The sequence below is a fragment of the Pseudooceanicola sp. NS-SX8 genome (assembly GCF_057380755.1).
The window spans coordinates 502,873-522,420 of record NZ_CM170819.1; the positions used below are offsets into that span (position 1 = coordinate 502,873).

The following is a 19,548-nucleotide window of genomic DNA, read 5'->3' on the forward strand; positions in this document are numbered from 1 at the left end:
TGTCAGCTGTCCCAGTCGGCGAGTTCCCTTTTCACCTCGGGGTAGAGCTGCGCGTTGAGCGGGCTTTCGGCGATGGCCCGGCGCATGGCGGCGAATTCCGGGTCGCGGTTCTTCTTCACGATGGGGCTGTCCAGCGTGGTGAAGAGCATCGCCGGGTGGTGGGCGAGGTAGTTGAAGCTGCAGTTGGCCTCTTCCAGAAGCGGCGCCAGTTCCTCGCGGTTCCTGACAAGGCTGGGCAGCTCTGTCTTCAGCCGGGCCTCGATGTCGCGGTGCTTGCGGAAGTAGTCGATCTCGATGTGATAGCGGATCTCCTCCATCAGCTCCTCGTCCGAGAGGGTCATGAGGGCGGAGAGCACGTCCTGGCGGTCATGCAGGCTGCCGATGGTGAAACCGCGATTGCGGAAGTGCCGGCTCAGCCCGACTTCGCGGTAGCGCACGACGAGGCGCTTTTCCGCGATCATGGGCATGGATTTCCAGTAGCGCAGGAATTCCGGATTTCGGATCAGCGCCTGGTCGAAACGGTAGAAGTAGGACTGCAGGTGCATGTCCTCGAGCTTGCCACGCGCAGAGCCGTAGTAGATCCCGTAGATGTTTTCCGGCGCCTGTCGCGCGGTTTCGATCAGGGTGCATCCGGGACGGGCGGGGAACCAGTTGCTGTCGTTCAGCACGAAGAGGCGTTCGGCCTCCGGCATGGTCTGCAGCACGTGCAGCACGCCTTCGCGGTAGCCGCCGAAATCATAGCCGATGTTGGGCCGTTCGATCAGCTTGTGACACCATGGGCGCAGGGCCGCGATCTTGGCCGCATCCAGCGGGTGATTGGCCACCAGGATCACGCAAAGGCCGTTGTCGACCATGTGGCGCAGGGTGATGAAGAGCGAGTCGAGCAGCGCGCCGGGCTGGTAGATCAGCAGGACGGCGGGGTCCGGCGTGGCCGGGCGATCGCCCTGGGTGATCCTGACGGTGCGATGCGCCGTCAGGTCGTGACGCCACCGGTGCCAGGGGCCCAGGGCCGCCCGCAGCTTGCTGCCGAAACTGGAGGGAAAGCGCCTGAGTTCGCGTCTGACTTTCCAAAGGGGCGGCTGCGGGTCGGTCATTTCGGCGGTATCCGTGGGTCTTGCACTCTGATGTCACGTTGCACATGACAACACGGATACGAAAGAGATTGCCGATCCCTATGCGACGAAGGTGGTGGTTCGCGGCAGAGGGGCAACGTTCGATACGCGTACGGTTGCGTATTTATGCGACGTTGCGCCCCGCTTCGTACCTTTCGTAGCCCAGCAGGTCGAAGTCTGCGGCGGCGCCTTCGTTGATGATCTTCAGCGCGCGGGGCGTCAGGTAGCTTTCCTTCGGGGCCTTGCGGGAGCTGTTGCGACTGCCCTTGGCGGGCAGGATCACGGACAGGCCGCATTCGGCGAAAAGCGCGTTCAGATCATCGTGCAGGTCTTCGAAGCGCAGGATCTGATCCACCAGAAGGTTGCCCTTGGCATCGGTCAGGAAATGCGCCTGGTCGAGCTTCCGACCGGCGATGTAATCGGCGAAATCCATGCTTTTCGCGCGTTCGTGGCGGTGATGGGTCGGGGTCTGACGAACGTATTCGTATTCGGAGATGATGCGGGAATAGGGGTCGCGGACCACGGCGAAGGACCGGTAGTTCGCCCAGGCCTCTGCGCCCATCCATGTCTTCAGCTCTGCCGCGGTGGCGTGGCCGGGAATGTAGGCGTGCTTGATGCTCTGACGGATGGGGAGGGAGGCGCGCAGGCTGGAGATGAAGGTCTTCTTGCCGGGGGCCTTCCAGGGGCTGAGCAGCTCTTCGATCGCGCCTCCGGCGGTCTTGGGAATGTGCACATAGACGAGGTTGAGTTCGGGGTAGATCGGCATTGCGTCTTTGATCTTCTGCTGAGCGGCGCCACCCATGGGTGGCCCGGGAACAAGGGTGGTTAACAATGTTCACTGGTTTCAGCAGCCAGATACAGAAAACCCCCCGGTATTGCTACCGGAGGGTATGTAAATTTTACAGGAGGTAAAACAGATTACTCTGCGTCTTCCTCTTTCTTGGCTTCTTCGCCGGTTTCCTGATCGACCATCTTCATCGACAGGCGGACCTTGCCGCGGTCATCGAAGCCCACGAGCTTGACGAAGACTTCCTGGCCTTCCTTCAGCACGTCGGAGGGGTGGTTCAGGCGACGGTTCTCGATCTGGGAGACGTGCACCAGGCCGTCCCGCTTGCCGAAGAAGTTCACGAAGGCGCCGAAATCGACGAGCTTCACGACCTTGCCCTTGTAGATCTTGCCTTCTTCCGGCTCTGCCACGATCGAGTAGATCATGTCGTGGGCCTTCTGGATGGCTTCCCCGTCGGAGGAGGCGATCTTGATGATGCCGTCGTCGTTGATGTCGACCTTGGCGCCGGAGGTTTCCACGATCTCGCGGATGACCTTGCCGCCCGAGCCGATCACTTCGCGGATCTTGTCGGTCGGGATCTGCATCGTTTCGATGCGGGGCGCGTGGGCGGAGAATTCGGCAGCGCCGTCGAGCGCCTTGTTCATCTCACCCAGGATGTGCATCCGGCCTTCCTTGGCCTGGGCCAGGGCGGTCTTCATGATCTCGGGCGTGATGCCCTGGACCTTGATGTCCATCTGCAGGGAGGTGATGCCTTCGGCGGTACCGGCCACCTTGAAGTCCATGTCGCCGAGGTGGTCTTCGTCGCCGAGGATGTCGGTCAGGACCGCGTAGGAGCCGTCATCTTCGAGCACCAGGCCCATGGCGACACCGGCAACGGCGGCCTTCAGCGGAACGCCCGCGTCCATCATGGACAGGGAGCCGCCGCAGACGGATGCCATCGAGGAGGAACCGTTGGATTCGGTGATCTCGGACACGATGCGGATCGTGTAGGGGAAATCGGTGGCGGCGGGCAGGACGGCCTGGAGGGCGCGCCATGCGAGCTTGCCGTGGCCGATTTCACGACGACCCGGGGAGCCGACACGACCCACTTCACCGACCGAGTAGGGCGGGAAGTTGTAGTGCAGCATGAAGTTGGATTTGAAGTTGCCGTGCAGGGCGTCGATGAACTGTTCGTCATCGCCGGTGCCCAGCGTGGTCACGACCAGACCCTGGGTTTCACCGCGGGTGAACAGGGCGGAACCGTGGGTCCGGGGCAGCAGGCCGGTTTCGGCAACGATCGGGCGCACCTCGTTGGTGGCACGGCCGTCGATCCGCTTGCCGTTCTTCACGACATCGCCGCGCAGAACGCTGGATTCCAGCTTCTTGATGGCGGAGCCGAGGTTGGCGTCGGCCAGCTGCTCTTCGGTCAGGGTCGCCTTGATGGCGTCCACGGCGGCGGAGACGGCGGCCTGGCGTTCCAGCTTGTCGGTGATGGCGAAGGCTGCGCGCATCTGCTCTTCACCGGCGGCTTTCACCACGGCGTAGAGGTCGGAGTAATCCGGCGACTGGAAGTCGAAGGGCTCTTTCGCGGCTTCTTCGGCCAGCGAGATGATGAGGTCCAGAACCGGCTGGATCTGGTCATGGGCGAAGGTGACGGCGCCCAGCATTTCCTCTTCGGTCAGCTCGTAGGCTTCCGATTCCACCATCATGACGGCGCCCTTGGTGCCGGCGACAACCAGGTCGAGACGCTGCTCGGGGTTGTTGCGCAGGCCCTGCATGTCGTCGACGGAGGGGTTCAGCACGTATTCGCCATCGACGAAGCCGACGCGGCAGCCGGCGATCGGGCCCATGAAGGGCGCGCCGGAGATGGTCAGCGCGGCGGAGGCGGCGATCATGGCGACGACATCGGGGTCGTTTTCCAGGTCGTGCGACAGCACGGTGCACATGACCAGGACTTCGTTCTTGAAGCCGGGAGCGAAGAGCGGGCGGATCGGACGGTCGATCAGGCGCGCGGTCAGGGTTTCCTTCTCGGTGGGACGTGCCTCACGCTTGAAGAAACCACCGGGGACCTTGCCGGCCGCGTAGTATTTTTCCTGGTAGTGGACGGTCAGGGGGAAGAAGTCCTGGCCTTCCTTCTGGGTCTTGGCGAAAGTGACGTTTGCCATGACCGAGGTTTCGCCCAGGGTGGCGATGACGGTGCCGTCAGCCTGGCGGGCGATCTTCCCGGTTTCGAGGGTGAGGGTCTCGTCCCCCCACTGCATTTCTTTTTTCGTTACGTTGAACATCAGCGTATCCTGTCTGGAGGCGTGCCCGGGCCCTCCCGGGTCCTCCGTTTGAATGGTGGCCCCATTGCCACCGACCCCTAATCCTCATGTCACAGCGCCGGGGTCCGGGCGCTACGTCTCAGATTATGCACGCCCATACTGGAAATCGGGTCACTTGGAAAGTGAAACGGTGGGTCCGCGTGGCGCGGCTTGCGCGGGCCGGCAGGACGGGATATCGCCGCCGGGTTCCGTGATACATAGCGTGTTCCATACTGGCGGAACCCGTGCCGCAGCAGGAGGTCCGATGACGCAGGATGCGTCCGATCCGGGCGAAGAGCGCCCCGAAACCCGCGCCGAACCGGCGCTGCCCCCGTCGCCCTACGAGGCGCCGGGCTTCTACGAGCGGGCCATCGCCGAGGGCAAGCACCGCGATATCGTCGGCGGCCGCTGGGAGGAGACGGGCACGGCGCAGATGGCGCTGCTGCGGGATGCGGGCCTGCGGCCGGAGCATCATTTCCTGGATATCGGCGCCGGGTCGCTGCGCCTGGGCTGCAAGCTGGCGGCCTATCTGGAGCCGGGGCACTACTGGGGTACCGATGCCTCCCGCGAGATCATGCTGGCGGGGCTGGGGCGGGAGATGATGGCGGTGCCGCAGGTGCGCCGCCCGGATCCGACGCAGCTGATCCACGATACGCGGTTCGATCTGCCGGGGGTGCCGGAGACGATCACCCATGCGCTGTGCTTTGCGGTCTTTCCGCATCTTGCGCCGGGCTACCTTGACCTGGCGCTGAAGAACCTGGCGGAGAAGCTGCCGCGGCTGGAACTGTTCCTGTTCACCGTCTTCCTGGCGCCGGAGCCTCTGTTCGCGGCGCCGTTCCGGCAGAAGGACGGCGTGGTGACCCATCCGGCGCGCCCGCCCTACCACCGCCGCAAGGCCGATGTGCTGGCCGCCTGTGCCGCCCACGGCTGGCAGGCGGAGGCGGAAGAGGACCGCTGGCTGCCCCGGGGGCAGATCCTGTTCCACGCCAGACGCGGTTGAGGTTTTCGCGGGGCCCGGGGGTCAGCTGCCGGTGGCCGTGGGGCAATCGTGCAGGGACAGGCGGGTGCCGGGCAGAAGATCGGCCCGGAACGCCGCGAGGGCCGCGCGCATCTCTGGCTGCAGGGCGGGGTCGGCCAGATAGAAGGACACCCGGTCCTGCCCGATGAAGGTGCTGCCCGCGTGCAGGTCGGCGATGTGGCACCAGCCCTGCGGGATGCTGCCCGGGAACCAGAGGTCATAGATCATCGCCCAGCCGACATCGTGCCGGTCGAGGAGTGCATCCATCTTTTCCGGGGTGCGGCCCGTGGCGGCCATATGTCGGGCGTCTTCGGAGCCCAGCCCCCAGAGATCCAGCACGTAGGCGTCGTTGCGGAAGGACACCCAGCCCAGATCGTTCACCGCGACGGGGTGGGGGAAGTAGGCCGTTGCGAAGCGGTGCATCTGCCATTGCTGATCGCGGATGTTCTGCGCGGCCTGCGGGGTCATCCGCATGGAATCGAGGTAGCTGCCGCCAAGCCCGGTGCACAGGATGAGCAGGCCATAGCCGGCGGTCCGCCCGCCGGCCAGCAGCAGGGGCCGGAAGAGCCAGAGCAGCGCAGCCAGCAGGCTGCCGGCGATATAGATTTCATAGCGGTCGAACCAGCCGAACTGCCCCGCCGCCAGGTGACCGGCCCCGGCCAGCAGGACGACGCCGGCGACCATGGCACGGCCACGCTGCCCGGGCCCGGCCTGTCCCAGGCTGAAGGTCGCAAGGGCGAGCCCCAGCAGCAGAGCGACGCCCGGGGGCGTTTCAAGGGCGGACAGGAAGGACTGCAGGACGCTGGTCACCAGCGAGGCGCCGCCGCTGTCCACCACGGAGGCCGAGGCGCTGGATTTGACCATGACGGAGGAGGGCAGGGGCGGCAGGCCGAGGCTGTGCATGCGGGCGACATGGGCGGCAAAGCCCGCGACGATCACCGCCAGGCACAGCCCGGCCGCGCCGAACCGGCGGCGCCAGGCCAGCGCACCGACGGCGGCCAGCGACAGCGCCAGCCCTTCGAACCGCAGCAGCGGGGCCAGGACGATCCCCAGGAGCAGCCATGGCGCGACGCGGTCGGTTTCCGCCAGCCGGATCAGCCCCGCGACGATCAGCAGGCTGGCCCAGAGGTGGGCGGAATGCTCCATGCCGGTGAAGACCAGGCCGTAGCCGTTCACCGCCAGGATCAGCAGCGGCAGCACGAGGTAGAGCGCGGGTTCGATCGTCGGCCGTGTCCGGGCCAGCAGCCCGGCCAGGATCCAGACCGCGCCCAGCATCGGCAGCACGTTCAGGACCAGCGGCCCCCAGGTGCCCATGCCAAGGGCAAGGCAGAGGGCCAGCAGGCGCGGATAGAGGATCGAGGAGGAGGGCGAGGCGGCCTCGCCCAGGTTGATCCCGTAGTGCCCGTGCAGCAGGTTTTCCGCCAGCGACAGGTGGATGTAGGGATCATCCAGGGAATAGAAAAGCTCTCCGCCCGTATGGGCGAAGAGCTCTATGCCCACCAGCGACATGCCGGTGAGAGCCAGGAGGACGGCGAGCGCCTGAAAGCGTCTGACGTCGGCCCGGCCCATGCTGCGCGCGATTAGCGGCGCAGGCCGAGGCGCTTGATCAGGTCCTGGTAACGGGCCTCATCCTTGCCTTTGAGGTAGTCCAGCAGCTTACGACGCTGGGCAACCATCATCAGCAGGCCGCGACGGCCGTGGTTGTCTTTCTTGTGGGTCTTGAAGTGCTCGGTCAGCGTCGCGATGCGGGAGCTGAGGATGGCAACCTGGACTTCGGGCGAACCGGTGTCGCCTTCCTTGGTGCCGTATTCCTTGATGAGGCGAGCTTTTTCTTCAACGGTGATCGACATCGGGGTCTCCTGTCGGTTGAGGGTTGGGGCGCAAGCCGGGATGTCGTCCAGCAGGGTCCATGGAGCATCCGCCGGGGCGGACCCCGGAAGATTGCGCGCTGATAGGGGATTCGGCGTGAGAAATAAAGCGTTTTCTGGCGCCATCCCCCGGGCGACAGGGGGTGCCTGGCGTGGGGGCTGGCAGGGGGATGTGCGGGATTGCCCTGACCCGGCCGCGACCCCGGCCCGTGATCCGGCGGGGGTGCCGTCAGGCGGCGAAGGTCAGCGCCTCTGATTCCGGCAGCAGGGCGATGTCGTCTTCGGTGATGGCATCGCTGCCCGCAAGGGTGGCGATGCAGGTGCCGTCGGCCAGCACCCGGGTGCTGTCGCCATCGCTTTCGATGGTGATTTCCGGTTCCGGCCCCTCGTCCGCATAGGAGACGATCAGCATGTCCTGTCCGGCCTCGAAATCGACCAGCCGGGCGGCGTCTTCGTCGGTGGTGATCCAGTCGCCCAGGATGATCTCGTCCGCGCCATCGCCGGACCAGATGGTATCCCCCGCCCCGGCCAGGATCGTATCCTCGCCGGATCCGCCATGGAGGTGATCCCCCTCGTCGAGGTCGAGGGTGTCGTTTTCAAGGCTGGCCACGAGGCCGGAAATCCAGTCATCGCCCGAGGCCCCGAAAAGCGTATCTGCCCCGGTGCCCCCGGTCAGGCTGTCGGCGCCCGCGCCGCCAAGGGCCACATCGTCGCCCGAGCCGCCAAAGAGCGCATCGGCCCCGGTCCCGCCGCCCAGCAGGTCCGCCCCGGTGCCGCCCGTCAGGGTGTCATCGCCGCCCTTTCCCAGCAGCGCATCATCGCCCGAGCCGCCCGACAGCAGGTCGCCGCCCCCGCCGCCGCTGAGGGTGTCCGCGCCGTCCTGGCCCAGCATCACGTCGTCGCCCCGCCCGCCAAGAAGCTGATCGTCGCCCGCGCCGCCCGCGAGGGTGTCGTCGCCCGAGCCGCCCGCCAGCTGATCGGATCCGCCCCCACCTTCGAGGAGATCCCGGGCCGAGGTGCCGCCGGTTGCCTCCGGCGTGATGCCCTCTGCCTTTAGCTCTGCCGCGATGCGAGACAGGGCCTCTGCCACCGTCTCCTGGCTCAGGTCATCAAGGGTCAGGTCATCGTCGCCGGACAGAAAGTCGTCGCCCGAGAGGAAGAGGTTTTCGGTGTCCTCCCCCGTATCATCAACCGTATCGCCATCCGCAATGTCTTCGCCGGTGAAGTCGTCATCGCCCGAAAGATCCGCGAGCAGGTCCTCGCCCGAGGTCTCCTCCTCGTCGGATCCGTCCTGACCGTCTTCGGCCTCGTCCCCCAGGATCGTGTCGAGCAGGTTGCCGGAGGTCATGCCGGTGTCGAAGGATTCGTCTTCGTCTTCCGGCTCGGTGTCGTCCACCGGGTCGGGGGTATCGTCGAAGGCAAGCATGGCCGTTGCACCGACCATGAGCATGCCGAGGATGCCCGCTAACAGGAACATGACCACTCTCTTCCGGGGATCCCGGATTGTCCCGGCAGGCGGTTGCAGGCCTCTGGCCCGACCGCGCTGCGCGCCTCACACCGGGCGACAGGATACCGCAGCCGAGGGGGGGCGGGTCAATCGCCGTTTGGGGGAGTGGTAAAGGGGCGTTTAACGTCAGAGTTGTGTGGTGGGGGGCTCAGCCGGGTGTCCAGGATGTCGGCCGGGTCGCATAGGCAATGTAGAGCGGATGTCGGGGATGGCCGTCACGGGTCAGGCCGAGGTGGCCCAGCGGGCGGCCGGAGGCGGACAGAAGCCCGGCCACGGCCGCACCCCGGTCCTGGTAGGCGCCATGCACGCCCCAGCCGCACAGGATCAGGCCGGTTTCGCCGACCCAGTCGGCGGCGGCGGCCAGTTGCCGGTCATTTTCCGGCCCGACGGGCGCGCTGGCCTTCTTCAGCAAGGCCGGAGAGGTTTCCCGCCAGGCGAAGAGGTTGCAGGCGCGAAACCCGCCATAGCCAAGCGCCCGGGCGCGGCGTTCGCAGCGTTCGATCGTGGGGTCGTTCTGCTGTTCCGTCGCGGTGGAGGGGTTAAGCATGACGTAGAGCAGCCGCGGCGCGCCTGCGTCCCAGACCCGGGTCAGCGCATAGCGGTAGCGCTGGCAGGGGGAGTAGAGGGCCTCCGAAAGCGTGTCTCGCACTTGGACCTGCTTGCGTATGGCGCATTTGGTTTCCGACCCGTGATTTTGCACAATATTTAGATTTTTTCGCGAACTTGAGATACGATGGGGTACGTTTTCGAATCTAATTTAGGAGTGCAATAAATGCCACCAAGGAAATCGTCTGGCACGGGCGCCAAACAGTCGTCCAACAAAACCTCGACGCTTGCGTCTAAAGTCCTGTCCGGCAGCAAGAAACCTACGGCGAAGGAAATTAAATCCCTTGCCGCTTCAGTGCTTTCGCAGGACGAGACCAAAGGGAAGCGTTGACTGCTCGCTATAGGTTGAAGACCCGCGAGGGGTGCAGCTCTCCGCCGCGGAACTGGCCGACGGCAACGGGGACGCCCTGGAAGCTGGCCCAGCATTCCTCGCCGTAGTCGAGGCCATTGGCGATCACCATGCCGGGGTTGCCGTGACGCAGGCGTGCCGCGCCCTCGGCGGTGGCGGTGACCTGCGGCAGGTCGGCCAGGCCGGTTTCCAGCGGCAGCAGGTACTGGTCGAGCTCGGGCGTGCGGGCCAGTTGCTCGATCGTGTCGAAGGAGAGGCCCTTCGCCGCCTCGAAGGGGCCGGACCAGGTGCGGCGCAGGTGGTGGACATGGCCGAGGCAGCCGAGCGCCTGGCCCAGGTCGCGGGCGATGGAGCGGACGTAGCCGCCCTTGCCGCAGACCATCTCCAGCCGGGCGTGATCGGCATCGGGGCGGTCCAGCAGCAGCAGGCTTTCGACGTAGAGGGGACGCGCTGCGATCTCCATCTCCTCGCCGTCGCGGGCGCGCTTGTAGGCGCGTTCGCCGTCGATCTTCACCGCTGAGAACTGCGGCGGCACCTGGGAGATGTCGCCGACGAAGCGGTGGAGCGCTTCCTTGATCTCCTCATCCGAGGGGCGCAGGTCGGAGGTCGCGATGACCTCGCCCTCGGCATCGTCGGTGTTGGTGGCGGCGCCCAGGGTGACGGTGAAGTCGTAGCATTTCAGCGCATCGGTGACGAAGGGGACGGTCTTCGTCGCCTCGCCAAGGGCCACGGCCAGGGTGCCGGTGGCCTCCGGATCGAGGGTGCCCGCGTGGCCCGCCTTGTTGGCGTTGAAGGCCCAGCGGACCTTGTTGACCACCGCGTTGGAGGTGAGGCCCGCGGGCTTGTCCACCACCAGCCAGCCGGAAATGTCGCGGCCCTTGCGTCTGCGTGCCATGTCGCCCCTCGTCCTCGTCGGAATGCCTGTTTTCGAAGGCCGGTGAGCTAGCCGACCGGGGGCGATCCGTCAAGCGGGGGAAGGGGGCGCCGCCCCCGCCCGCCTGCGGCGGACTCCCCCGGAGTATTTCCGGCGGGTTGAAAGAGGCGGGACATCGCCTGGTGGGGTGACCGACGTTTGCCAGAGGAGCGTGCCACGCGCGGCGCCTGAGGGAGGTCGCCTCCGATGTGCCGTCCCGCTGCCTTCAACCCGCGTCAAATACTCCCGCCGGAGGCCATTGCCCGTCAGGGCAATAGGGGGGGCGACCGATGGAGATGTCAGGCGGGCTTGCGCAGCGCGGCCATGTAGAAGCCGTCCATGCCGCCGAGATCGGGCCAGAGGTCGGGGGTGGTGCGGATGCCGCCTTCCTCGGTGATCCAGGCGGGGTCGATGCCGGGCAGGTCGGGGCGCTGCACCGTCAGGCCGGGGTGGCGGGCGAGGGCTTCCTCCACCTGGCATTCGCCCTCGTCGGGGATCAGCGAGCAGGTGCAGAAGATCAGCGTGCCGCCGGGCGCCAGCAGGGTGAGGGCGCGGTCGAGCAGGTATTCCTGCAGTTCGATCAGCCCGCCGACCTCGTCCCCGGTCTTGGCCTGGGGCAGGTCGGGGTGGCGGCGGATGGTGCCGGTGGCCGAACAGGGCGCGTCGAGGAGGATGGCGTCGAAGCCTGCTTCGGGCAGCGGATGGGTGAGCGCGTCGCCCGCGACGATCTTGGCGGTCAGGCGGGTGCGGTCTAGGTTCTCCTTCACCCGCACCAGCCGGGTTTCGGAGATGTCGAGCGCCGTCACCCGGGCGCCGGCGGCGGCCAGTTGCAGGGTCTTGCCGCCCGGGGCCGCGCAGAGGTCGAGCACGCGCTTCTCTGCCAGGTCGCCCAGGGTGGCCGAGAGCAGTTTCGCGGGCAGGGCGGCGGCGGCGTCCTGCACCCACCAGTCGCCGGTATCGTAGCCCGGCAGGGCGGAGACCTGGCCCGCGTCGGGCAGCCGGATCGAGCCGGTGGGCAGGAGCGTGCCGCCCAGCGTGGTGGCGAGCGTTTCGGCCGTGGCCGGGTCTTTCGGGGTCAGGTCGAGGGGCGCGCCCGCGGCATGGGCGGTTTCGAAGGCCAGCAGGGCCTCGCGGCCGTAGGCCATGACCAGCGGGTCGCGCAGCCAGTCGGGCAGGCGGGGCGCGCGCAGCTTGGGCCATTCGTCGGGGGCTTCGGCTGCGACCTTGCGCAGCACGGCATTTGCGAGCCCCTTCATGTGGCCGCGGCCCGGCAGGCGGGCGACCTCGGTCACCCAGTCGTTGACCACGCCGTGGGCCGCCCCGCCTGCGGCCAGTTCCCAGGTGCCGAGGCGCAGCGCGTTGCGCACGGGAAGGGGCGGGGACTTCTGCAGGTGCTTGTCCAGCAGCCGGTCGCAGCGTTCGAGCTGGCGCAGGGTTTCCGTTGCTAGCCGTTGCGCCCGGGCGCGTTCGGGCGGTGCCATGCGGGTCAGCCAGGGCTGGTCACGCAGTTCCGACAGCAGGCGCGGCTCTTCTCCCAGCACGGCGTTGAGCAGGCGCAGGGCGCCTGCGCGGGCCGGGATCGGGCGTCCGCCGCCCTGTCCCTTCGACCCGCCCTGGCCTCTCGACCCACCGGGGTGTCCCTTTGCCTGACCTTTCATCGGGCCTTTTGCGGGGCCCTTGCCGGACCTCTTGCCTGAGTCTTTGCGGGGGCGGTCGGGAGCAGCGGGGCGGGAAGGCGATTTGGACATGGCGGAGGCTCGTGGAAACGGGATGTGCGCCAGGGCAGGGGGTGCGGTTCTTGCGGCGCGATGGGGGCGGCGTATATCATGGCCAGAGCCGAAAGGAACCATGCGATGAGCGAAGAGCCAGTTGATGAGGCCCCCGAAGAGAGCGCAGAGGCGCCCGTGGTCCGCCTGACCGCGGAAGAGGAGGCGGCGCGGCGCGCCGCCCTGCCCGAGGTTGCCCGCCGTGCGCTGGAGGAAGCCGATGCCCGGCGTGCCGCCGCGGAAGCACAGGCGCAGGGGCGGCCGCGCGAATACGGCGGACGTGACGGGCTGGACCCGGCGCGGTTCGGGGACTGGGAAAAGAAGGGCCTGGCGATCGACTTCTGATCGGGGATTTCCGATCGGGCGCTTCAGCGCCGGATCCAGTAGTCGTTGGCGGTGCCTTCGCCCTTCCGGGCGGTCAGGCGCAGGGTCTGCGACAGGATTTCCACCCTGGCGCAATCCGGCGCGACCTGGCGTTCGCCCAGCGTCATGGTCCGGCAGAAGCAGCCGTCGGACCAGTGCCATTTGCCCCGCACCCGCCCGCCGATGGCGCGACCGGTAAGGCGACCGTCGGGACGGACGCGGAAGGAAATGCCTAGCGCGGAAAGCTGGGCGCCCTGCACGATGTCCATGAAGTCGCTGCGGGTGGTGACAAGGCGGAATTGTTCGGCCCTGAGGGGGCTGCCCAGCAGCGCGATGCAGAGGGCAGCGCACAGGCCATGTTGAAGCGGGGAAAGCGTCGACAGGCTCATGCCCCCGGTTAAACCATCGCTTCCGGCGCGGATCAATGCCCCAGCGTCATCCGGGGCCGATCACAGTTGCGCCAGAAGGCTGTCGCCCTGTTGCGCATGGCCGGTCCGGATCGCGATGCCGTGAAACTGCAGGGGCATCGCTGCCCGAGGCGTCAGTCCTTCAGGCCCAGCACGTCCAGCATGTCGTATTCGCCGGGGCCCTGTGCCTGACCCCAGACGGCGGCCTTCAGCGCGCCGCGGGCAAAGACCGAGCGATCCTCGGCGACGTGGCGCAGGATCAGCCGTTCGGCCTGGGAGGCAAAGAGCACGTCATGTTCGCCGATGATCGCACCGGCGCGCACGGCGGAGAAGCCGATATGCCCGCGTTCGCGCGCCCCGGTGATGCCGTCGCGGCCCCGGTCGGAGACCTCTGCCAGATCAACCCCACGGCCTTCGGCGGCGGCCTCGCCCAGCATCAGCGCAGTGCCGGAGGGCGCGTCGACCTTGCGGTTGTGGTGGTATTCGATGACCTCGATGTCGAAGTCCTCGTCCAGGGCGGCGGCGACGCGTTTCGTCAGCTGGACCAGCAGGTTGACGCCCAGGGACATGTTGCCGGCACGGACCACGGTGGCATGGCGGGCGGCGGCGGAGATCCGGGCAAGGTCGTCGTCCGACAGGCCGGTCGTGCCGATGACATGGGTGGCGCGGGCCTGGGCTGCGAGGGCGGCAAACTCCACCGTCGCCTCGGGCGTGGTGAAGTCGATCACGGCCTGGGCGGTGGCGAAGGCCTCCAGCGGGTCATCGGTTACGGTGACGCCCAGGGGCGCTCCGCCCATGCAGGTGCCGATGTCCTGGCCGACCCAGTCGTGGCCCTGGCGCACCACCGCGCCGGAGAGCCGGGCCTCGTCGCTTTCGGCGACGGTGCGGACCAGCATTTGCCCCATGCGCCCGGAGGCGCCGGTGATCACGATACCGGGTTTGTCAGTCATGGAGGCTCCTTGCCGCTGGCCTGGCCGCTGGGGCGTTCGGCGTGTCGTCTGGCGCCTTCCATAGCCCGCCGCTGCGCGCTTGGCAAAGTCCCGGGGGCGTGGCAGGCTCTGACCGGGCGGGTCCTGATCGGAATGAGCGCCGGGATGAGGCGCGCGAGGGGGACGAACGGGGCCTTTTCCTGCCGGTCCGGCCCCGGCAGAGGCGTTGCGGGCTTGTGGAGCGTGCGACCATCCCCTAGACGCGGCCCCGCACCCGAGAGACGAGAGCGGCCGGCGGCGACCCGGCATCCGATGAAGCGGCGATGAGGCGGCAAAGAAGATGAGCAAGAACAAGTTCCATGACGGCCCCGGCCCGTCGCAGCGCCAGCTGCGCGTGGGCGAGACGATCCGGCGCGGGCTGTCGGAAGTCCTGGCGCGCGGCGACGTGCACGATCCGGAGCTGAACCGCCTGTCGATCACCGTGGGCGAAGTGCGCTGTTCCCCCGATCTGAAGATCGCGACGGCCTACGTGATGCCGCTGGGCGGCGGGCATGTGGACGACGCGATCAAGCTGCTGGCCGAACACCGGGGCGAACTGCGCCGTCAGATCGGCAAGAAGCTGAACCTGAAGTTCACGCCTGACCTGCGGTTCCGTCCCGACGATACCTTCGACCGGCTGGACGAGACCCGGCGGCTGTTCTCGGACGAGACGGTGCAGCGGGACGTGGCGGATGACGGCGACCGGGACGAGGAAGAGTGATCCCGCGCCTGCTCCTTGCGGCATTGGCCGCCGTGCTGGCCTGGCCGCTTCTGGCGGGGCAGGCGGGCGCGGTGACCTGCCGCAACCAGGAGTGGGAAGGCAACCGCTATTCCGTCTGCGAGGTCGATCCCGCGGCCGAGGACCTGCGCCTGTTCCTTTATGATCCGGGCGGGGCGCCCTATGGCGATTTCACGGCTCTGGAGGCCCGGCTGGCCAGCCGGGGGCAGCACCTGGCCTTTGCCATGAATGCCGGGATGTACCACGACAACCGCGCCCCCGTCGGGCATTACGTCGAGGACGGCAAGGAGATCATGCGGGTGATCCCCAACGCGGGGCCGGGCAATTTTGGCCTGCTGCCCAACGGGGTCTTCTGCATCGGCGGCGGCAAGGCAGAGGTGGTCGAGACGCTGAAGTACCAGGACGAGCGGGAGGCGCTGAATTGTCGCTATGCCACCCAGTCGGGGCCGATGCTGGTGATCGACGGAGAGCTGCATCCGCGGTTCCTGGCCGACAGCACGTCGCGCAACATCCGCAACGGGGTGGGCACGACCGCCGAGGGTGACCGCGCGGTCTTCGTCATCTCGCGCAGCGCCGTGACCTTTCACGAGTTCGGGCGATTCTTCCGCGACGTGCTGAAGCTGCCGCAGGCGCTCTACTTCGATGGCAATGTTTCGCGGCTTTACGCGCCGGAACTGGGCCGGGCGGACTGGGGGCGGCCCATGGGCCCGATCGTCGGCGTGGTCGAAGGCGGCACGGCGGAAAACCACGCCTCCGCGCTGAACTGATCCTGCAGGGGCGGTCCCGGGGCAGCCGGGGCGGTGGTCGGTGGTTGAAGCGCGCACAGACTGATGGCGGGCTGATCGGGGATCGGGCAATGCATGCCGCTGGCATTCTTTCCGGCATGACAGGGCTTGCCCGGAGGGGTAGGATGCTGCCAAACGCCAGTGAGAGCGTTTCCCGAGAAGAGCTTACGAGCGCAGAGGCAGGCATATGGCGAGATCCGAGCCCCGGGCAGAAGTCGGCGGCACAGGCGGCGCGCGGTTGATGAACCGCCTGCATGCCTGGGCGGCGGCCCGCGCCCGGCCCGCGACGGCCTTCACCAGCCAGCCCGAACCCCGCACCGTCGGATCCTTTGCCCGTGGTCGCCAGCTGATGGCGGGGAACTTCCTGTTCGCGGGGCAGCTGGTCGAGGCGCCGCAGCGGTCGATCTGGGAGGTCGAGACCCCCGATCCCGCCTTCCTGGACGAATTGCACGGCTTTTCCTGGCTGGATGACCTGGCCGCCGTGGGCGATCAGCCGACGCGGCTGAAGGCCCAGGCCTGGACCTGGGACTGGATCGAGCGCTACGGGCGCGGGCGCGGCCCGGGCTGGCAGCCGGACCTGGCCGGGCGGCGGCTGATCCGCTGGATCAACCATGCGCTGTTCCTGCTGCGTGCGCAGGAGCCGGAGAAGCAGGAGGCCTATTTCCTCAGCCTCGGGCGGCAGACGATCTATCTTTCGCGGCGCTGGAAGGCCGCGCGGCCCGGCCTGCCGCGCTTCGAGGCGCTGGTGGGGCTGATCTATGCCGGGCTGGCGCTGCAGGGGATGGAAGGCCACGTGGATCCGGCGCGCAAGGCGCTGGAACGCGAGGTGCTGGCGCAGATCGACGCCCAGGGCGGGCTGACGACGCGCAATCCCGAGGAACTGCTGGAGGTTTTCACCCTGCTGACCTGGGCCGCGCTGGCGCTGGAAGAGGCCGGAAAGGCCCCGGGCACGGAACATCGCGCGGCGATCGAGCGGATCGCCCCCACCCTGCGGACCCTGCGCCACGCGGATGGGGCGCTGGCGCGTTTCCACGGCGGCGGGCGCGGGCAGGAAGGGCGGCTGGATCATGCTCTGGCAGCCAGCGGCATCAGCACGGCGCAGCCGGACGGGCTGGCCATGGGATTTGCCCGGCTGAGTTCCGGGCGCACCTCGGTCATCGTCGATGCCAGCCCGCCGCCCCGGGGGCGTGCCAGCCTGTCGGCCCATGCCTCCACCCTGGCGTTCGAGCTGACTTCGGGGCGCCGGCCGGTGGTGGTGAACTGCGGATCCGGGCGCAGCTTCGGCCCGGAGTGGCGCCGGGCGGGGCGGGCGACGCCCAGCCATTCCACGCTCTGCCTCGACGGGATGTCATCGGGCCGGCTGTCGCACAGGCGCGGCCGGGGCGAGGAGCTGGAGGATGCGCCGAAGACGGTGCCGATCCGGATGACCCATGCCCCAGACGGGATCCAGTTCCAGGGCGGGCACGACGGCTGGGTGAAGACCCATGGCCTGACCCATGCCCGCACGCTGGAACTGACCTTCGACGGGCGGGCCATCGCGGGGGAGGACATGCTGCTGTGCCTGGATGACCGCGACAAGAAGCGGTTCGACAAGGTGATGGACCAGCGCAAGCTGGAAGGCGTGCCCTACCAGATCCGCTTCCACCTGCATCCGGAGATCGAGGCGCAGCTGGACATGGGCGGCACCGCCGTCAGCCTGGCGCTGAAAAGCGGCGAGGTCTGGGTGTTCCGCCACGACGGGCCCCAGCAGATGGCGCTGGAACCCTCGGTCTTCCTCGAACGCAACCGGCTGAAGCCGCGCGCGACCCTGCAGATCGTCCTTTCCGGCCATGCGGTGAATTATGCAACGCGCATACGCTGGTCTTTTGCCAAGGCACAGGATACTCCCGTCTCCGTCCGGGACCTGTACCGCGAGGACGAGGACCCGGCGCTCCTGACAGACATGACCTGATCCAGTTGACCCACGAGGGAAACACGTAACGATGACCGATAGCCTTGCCCTGCACCCCGTTCGCCGCGCCCTGATCTCCGTTTCCGACAAGACCGGTCTTGTCGACCTGGCCAAGGCACTGGCCGCGCGCGGGATCGAACTGCTGTCCACCGGGGGCAGCGCAAAGGCGTTGCGTGACGCAGGGTTGGAGGTTCGCGACGTGGCCGATGTGACCGGCTTCCCCGAGATGATGGACGGCCGGGTGAAGACGCTGCACCCCAAGGTGCACGGCGGCCTGCTGGCGCTGCGCGACGATGAGGCCCACGTGGCCGCGATGAACGAGCACGGCATCGGCCCGATCGACCTGCTGGTCGTCAACCTCTACCCGTTCGAGGAAACCGTGGCGAAGGGCGCCGATTACGACACCTGCATCGAGAACATCGATATCGGTGGTCCGGCGATGATCCGGGCGGCCGCGAAGAACCACAAGTTCGTGAACACCGTCGTCGATGTCGAGGATTACGCGGCCCTTCTGGCCGAGCTGGAAGCGCATGACGGCGCGACCTCCTACGCGTTCCGCCAGAAGCTGGCGCTGACCGCCTATGCGCGCACCGGGGCCTATGACGCCGCCGTTTCCGCCTGGATGACCAAGGCGCTGGAAGAACCGGCGCCGCGCCGCCGCGCCTTTGCGGGCCAACTGGCGCAGACCCTGCGCTACGGCGAGAACCCGCACCAGTCCGCCGCCTTCTACGTCGACGGCTCCGATCGCCCGGGCGTCGCCAACGCGACCCAGATCCAGGGCAAGGAGCTGTCCTACAACAACATCAACGACACCGATGCCGCCTTCGAGCTGGTGTCGGAATTCCTGCCCGCCAACGGCCCGGCCTGCGCGATCATCAAGCACGCCAACCCCTGCGGCGTGGCGCGCGGCCAGACCCTGCGCGAAGCCTACATGAATGCCTTCGACTGCGACCGGACCTCTGCCTTCGGGGGGATCATCGCCCTGAACTCCAAGCTGGACCTGGAGACGGCCGAGGAAATCAGCCAGATCTTCACCGAGGTCATCATCGCCCCCGGTGCCGATGACGCGGCCAAGGCGCTGCTGTCCAAGAAGAAGAACCTGCGCCTGCTGCTGACCAGCGGCCTGGCCAACCCGCTGACCGCGGGGCTGATGGTCAAGCAGGTCTCGGGTGGCTACCTGGTGCAGGACAAGGACAACGGCCATATCGACATGGACGACCTGAAGGTGGTGACCAAGCGCGCGCCCTCCGAAAAGGAAATGGCGGACATGCTGTTTGCCTGGAAGGTCGCCAAGCACGTGAAGTCCAACGCCATCGTCTACGTCAAGGACGGCGCCACCGTCGGCGTGGGTGCCGGCCAGATGTCCCGCGTGGACAGCTGCCGCATCGCCGCCCGCAAGGCGCAGGACATGGCAGAGGTGCTGGGCCTGGCCGAGCCGCTGACCCAGGGCTCCGTCGTTGCCTCCGACGCCTTCTTCCCCTTCGCTGACGGCCTGCTGACCGCCGCCGAAGCAGGCGCGACCGCCGTGATCCAGCCGGGCGGCTCGATGCGCGACGACGAGGTGATCGCGGCAGCCGACGAAGCGGGTCTGGCCATGGTCATGACCGGCATGCGCCACTTCCGCCACTGAGCCGGGAGAGCCTGCATGCGGATCGTGTTCTGGGCCGGTTTCTGGGTCTTCCTGGTCGACCAGCTGACGAAATACCTGGTCGTCCATGTCATCGACCTGGCGCACAAGCAGGAGGTCATCGTGTTCGATGGCCTCTTCCGCCTGCGCATGGCCTGGAACTACGGCATCAATTTCGGCCTGTTTTCCCAGGCAGGCGGCGCCGTCAGCCGCTGGATCCTGATCGGGCTGGCCCTGCTCATTTGCGCCGGGGTGCTGTGGTGGGTGCGGCGGGAAACCCCGCGTCACGCCGGGCTGATCGCCGCGGGGCTGGTGATCGGCGGCGCGCTCGGCAACGTGATCGACCGGCTGCTGTACGGCGCGGTGGCGGATTTCGTCAACGTGACCTGCTGCGGCATCGACAACCCCTACGCCTTCAACGTGGCGGATGTCGCGATCTTCCTGGGAGCGGCGGCGCTGGTCTTCCTGCCGGCGGAGAAAGAGGCGTGACCTCGTCCATG

The 19,548-nt window shown here is 67.5% G+C and carries 18 protein-coding genes; 7 read left to right on the forward strand and 11 right to left on the reverse strand.

The window, feature by feature from the left end; all coding sequences use genetic code 11:
• Positions 1 to 2 precede the first annotated feature (2 nt).
• The 3 genes from AC2IR1_RS02250 to pnp form a co-directional block, all read right to left on the reverse strand.
• Positions 3 to 1,094, reverse strand: a complete 1,092-nt coding sequence (locus AC2IR1_RS02250; protein WP_486474656.1) for a rhamnan synthesis F family protein — start codon at positions 1,092 to 1,094, stop codon at positions 3 to 5.
• 142 nt (positions 1,095 to 1,236) lie between these two features.
• Positions 1,237 to 1,878: a sulfotransferase family 2 domain-containing protein gene (locus tag AC2IR1_RS02255; RefSeq protein ID WP_486474657.1), complete on the reverse strand. Its 642-nt coding sequence runs from the start codon at positions 1,876 to 1,878 to the stop codon at positions 1,237 to 1,239.
• A gap of 152 nt (positions 1,879 to 2,030) precedes the next feature.
• Positions 2,031 to 4,163, reverse strand: coding sequence for a polyribonucleotide nucleotidyltransferase (gene pnp / locus AC2IR1_RS02260; protein ID WP_486474658.1), 2,133 nt, complete (start codon positions 4,161 to 4,163; stop codon positions 2,031 to 2,033).
• Positions 4,164 to 4,446: 283 nt separating this feature from the next.
• Here pnp and AC2IR1_RS02265 point away from each other — a divergent pair, with 283 nt between their 5' ends.
• Positions 4,447 to 5,181 (forward strand): class I SAM-dependent methyltransferase, encoded by a 735-nt coding sequence (locus AC2IR1_RS02265; protein WP_486474659.1) that lies wholly within the window; start codon positions 4,447 to 4,449, stop codon positions 5,179 to 5,181.
• A gap of 21 nt (positions 5,182 to 5,202) precedes the next feature.
• On the opposite strand, the gene AC2IR1_RS02270 is transcribed toward AC2IR1_RS02265, so the two are convergent.
• The 6 genes from AC2IR1_RS02270 to AC2IR1_RS02295 all read right to left on the reverse strand — a co-directional run bounded on the left by AC2IR1_RS02270 (position 5,203) and on the right by AC2IR1_RS02295 (position 12,100).
• On the reverse strand, positions 5,203 to 6,768 hold the full coding sequence (locus AC2IR1_RS02270; protein ID WP_486474660.1) for a hypothetical protein: 1,566 nt from the start codon (positions 6,766 to 6,768) through the stop codon (positions 5,203 to 5,205).
• An 11-nt stretch (positions 6,769 to 6,779) separates the two neighbouring features.
• A complete protein-coding gene (rpsO, locus tag AC2IR1_RS02275; protein ID WP_486474661.1) occupies positions 6,780 to 7,049 on the reverse strand; it encodes a 30S ribosomal protein S15 in 270 nt (89 codons plus the stop codon).
• Between the two features lie 247 nt (positions 7,050 to 7,296).
• Positions 7,297 to 8,544 carry a calcium-binding protein gene (locus AC2IR1_RS02280; RefSeq protein WP_486474662.1) on the reverse strand — a complete coding sequence of 416 codons (1,248 nt, stop codon included), beginning with the start codon at positions 8,542 to 8,544 and terminating at the stop codon, positions 7,297 to 7,299.
• Positions 8,545 to 8,722: 178 nt separating this feature from the next.
• Positions 8,723 to 9,223, reverse strand: coding sequence for a DUF1643 domain-containing protein (locus AC2IR1_RS02285; protein WP_486474663.1), 501 nt, complete (start codon positions 9,221 to 9,223; stop codon positions 8,723 to 8,725).
• Between the two features lie 295 nt (positions 9,224 to 9,518).
• Positions 9,519 to 10,424: a tRNA pseudouridine(55) synthase TruB gene (gene truB / locus AC2IR1_RS02290; protein WP_486474664.1), complete on the reverse strand. Its 906-nt coding sequence runs from the start codon at positions 10,422 to 10,424 to the stop codon at positions 9,519 to 9,521.
• A gap of 317 nt (positions 10,425 to 10,741) precedes the next feature.
• Positions 10,742 to 12,100, reverse strand: coding sequence for an RsmB/NOP family class I SAM-dependent RNA methyltransferase (locus AC2IR1_RS02295; RefSeq protein WP_486474665.1), 1,359 nt, complete (start codon positions 12,098 to 12,100; stop codon positions 10,742 to 10,744).
• Positions 12,101 to 12,355: 255 nt separating this feature from the next.
• Here AC2IR1_RS02295 and AC2IR1_RS02300 point away from each other — a divergent pair, with 255 nt between their 5' ends.
• On the forward strand, positions 12,356 to 12,553 hold the full coding sequence (locus AC2IR1_RS02300) for a DUF1674 domain-containing protein (protein WP_486476358.1): 198 nt from the start codon (positions 12,356 to 12,358) through the stop codon (positions 12,551 to 12,553).
• Between the two features lie 23 nt (positions 12,554 to 12,576).
• Here the strand turns inward: AC2IR1_RS02300 and AC2IR1_RS02305 are convergent, their stop codons facing one another.
• Positions 12,577 to 12,960: a hypothetical protein gene (locus tag AC2IR1_RS02305; protein WP_486474666.1), complete on the reverse strand. Its 384-nt coding sequence runs from the start codon at positions 12,958 to 12,960 to the stop codon at positions 12,577 to 12,579.
• Between the two features lie 152 nt (positions 12,961 to 13,112).
• Positions 13,113 to 13,928, reverse strand: a complete 816-nt coding sequence (dapB, locus tag AC2IR1_RS02310; protein WP_486474667.1) for a 4-hydroxy-tetrahydrodipicolinate reductase — start codon at positions 13,926 to 13,928, stop codon at positions 13,113 to 13,115.
• Between the two features lie 319 nt (positions 13,929 to 14,247).
• Here dapB and rbfA point away from each other — a divergent pair, with 319 nt between their 5' ends.
• The 5 genes from rbfA to lspA all read left to right on the forward strand — a co-directional run bounded on the left by rbfA (position 14,248) and on the right by lspA (position 19,537).
• A complete protein-coding gene (rbfA, locus tag AC2IR1_RS02315) occupies positions 14,248 to 14,667 on the forward strand; it encodes a 30S ribosome-binding factor RbfA (protein WP_486474668.1) in 420 nt (139 codons plus the stop codon).
• Positions 14,667 to 15,452 carry a phosphodiester glycosidase family protein gene (locus AC2IR1_RS02320; protein WP_486476359.1) on the forward strand — a complete coding sequence of 262 codons (786 nt, stop codon included), beginning with the start codon at positions 14,667 to 14,669 and terminating at the stop codon, positions 15,450 to 15,452. The genes rbfA and AC2IR1_RS02320 overlap by 1 nt, the downstream gene beginning before the upstream one ends.
• Positions 15,453 to 15,657: 205 nt before the next feature.
• Positions 15,658 to 17,421: a heparinase II/III family protein gene (locus tag AC2IR1_RS02325; RefSeq protein WP_486474669.1), complete on the forward strand. Its 1,764-nt coding sequence runs from the start codon at positions 15,658 to 15,660 to the stop codon at positions 17,419 to 17,421.
• 31 nt (positions 17,422 to 17,452) lie between these two features.
• Positions 17,453 to 19,051 (forward strand): bifunctional phosphoribosylaminoimidazolecarboxamide formyltransferase/IMP cyclohydrolase, encoded by a 1,599-nt coding sequence (gene purH / locus AC2IR1_RS02330; protein WP_486474670.1) that lies wholly within the window; start codon positions 17,453 to 17,455, stop codon positions 19,049 to 19,051.
• 15 nt (positions 19,052 to 19,066) lie between these two features.
• Positions 19,067 to 19,537, forward strand: coding sequence for a signal peptidase II (gene lspA, locus AC2IR1_RS02335; RefSeq protein ID WP_486474671.1), 471 nt, complete (start codon positions 19,067 to 19,069; stop codon positions 19,535 to 19,537).
• Positions 19,538 to 19,548 lie beyond the last annotated feature (11 nt).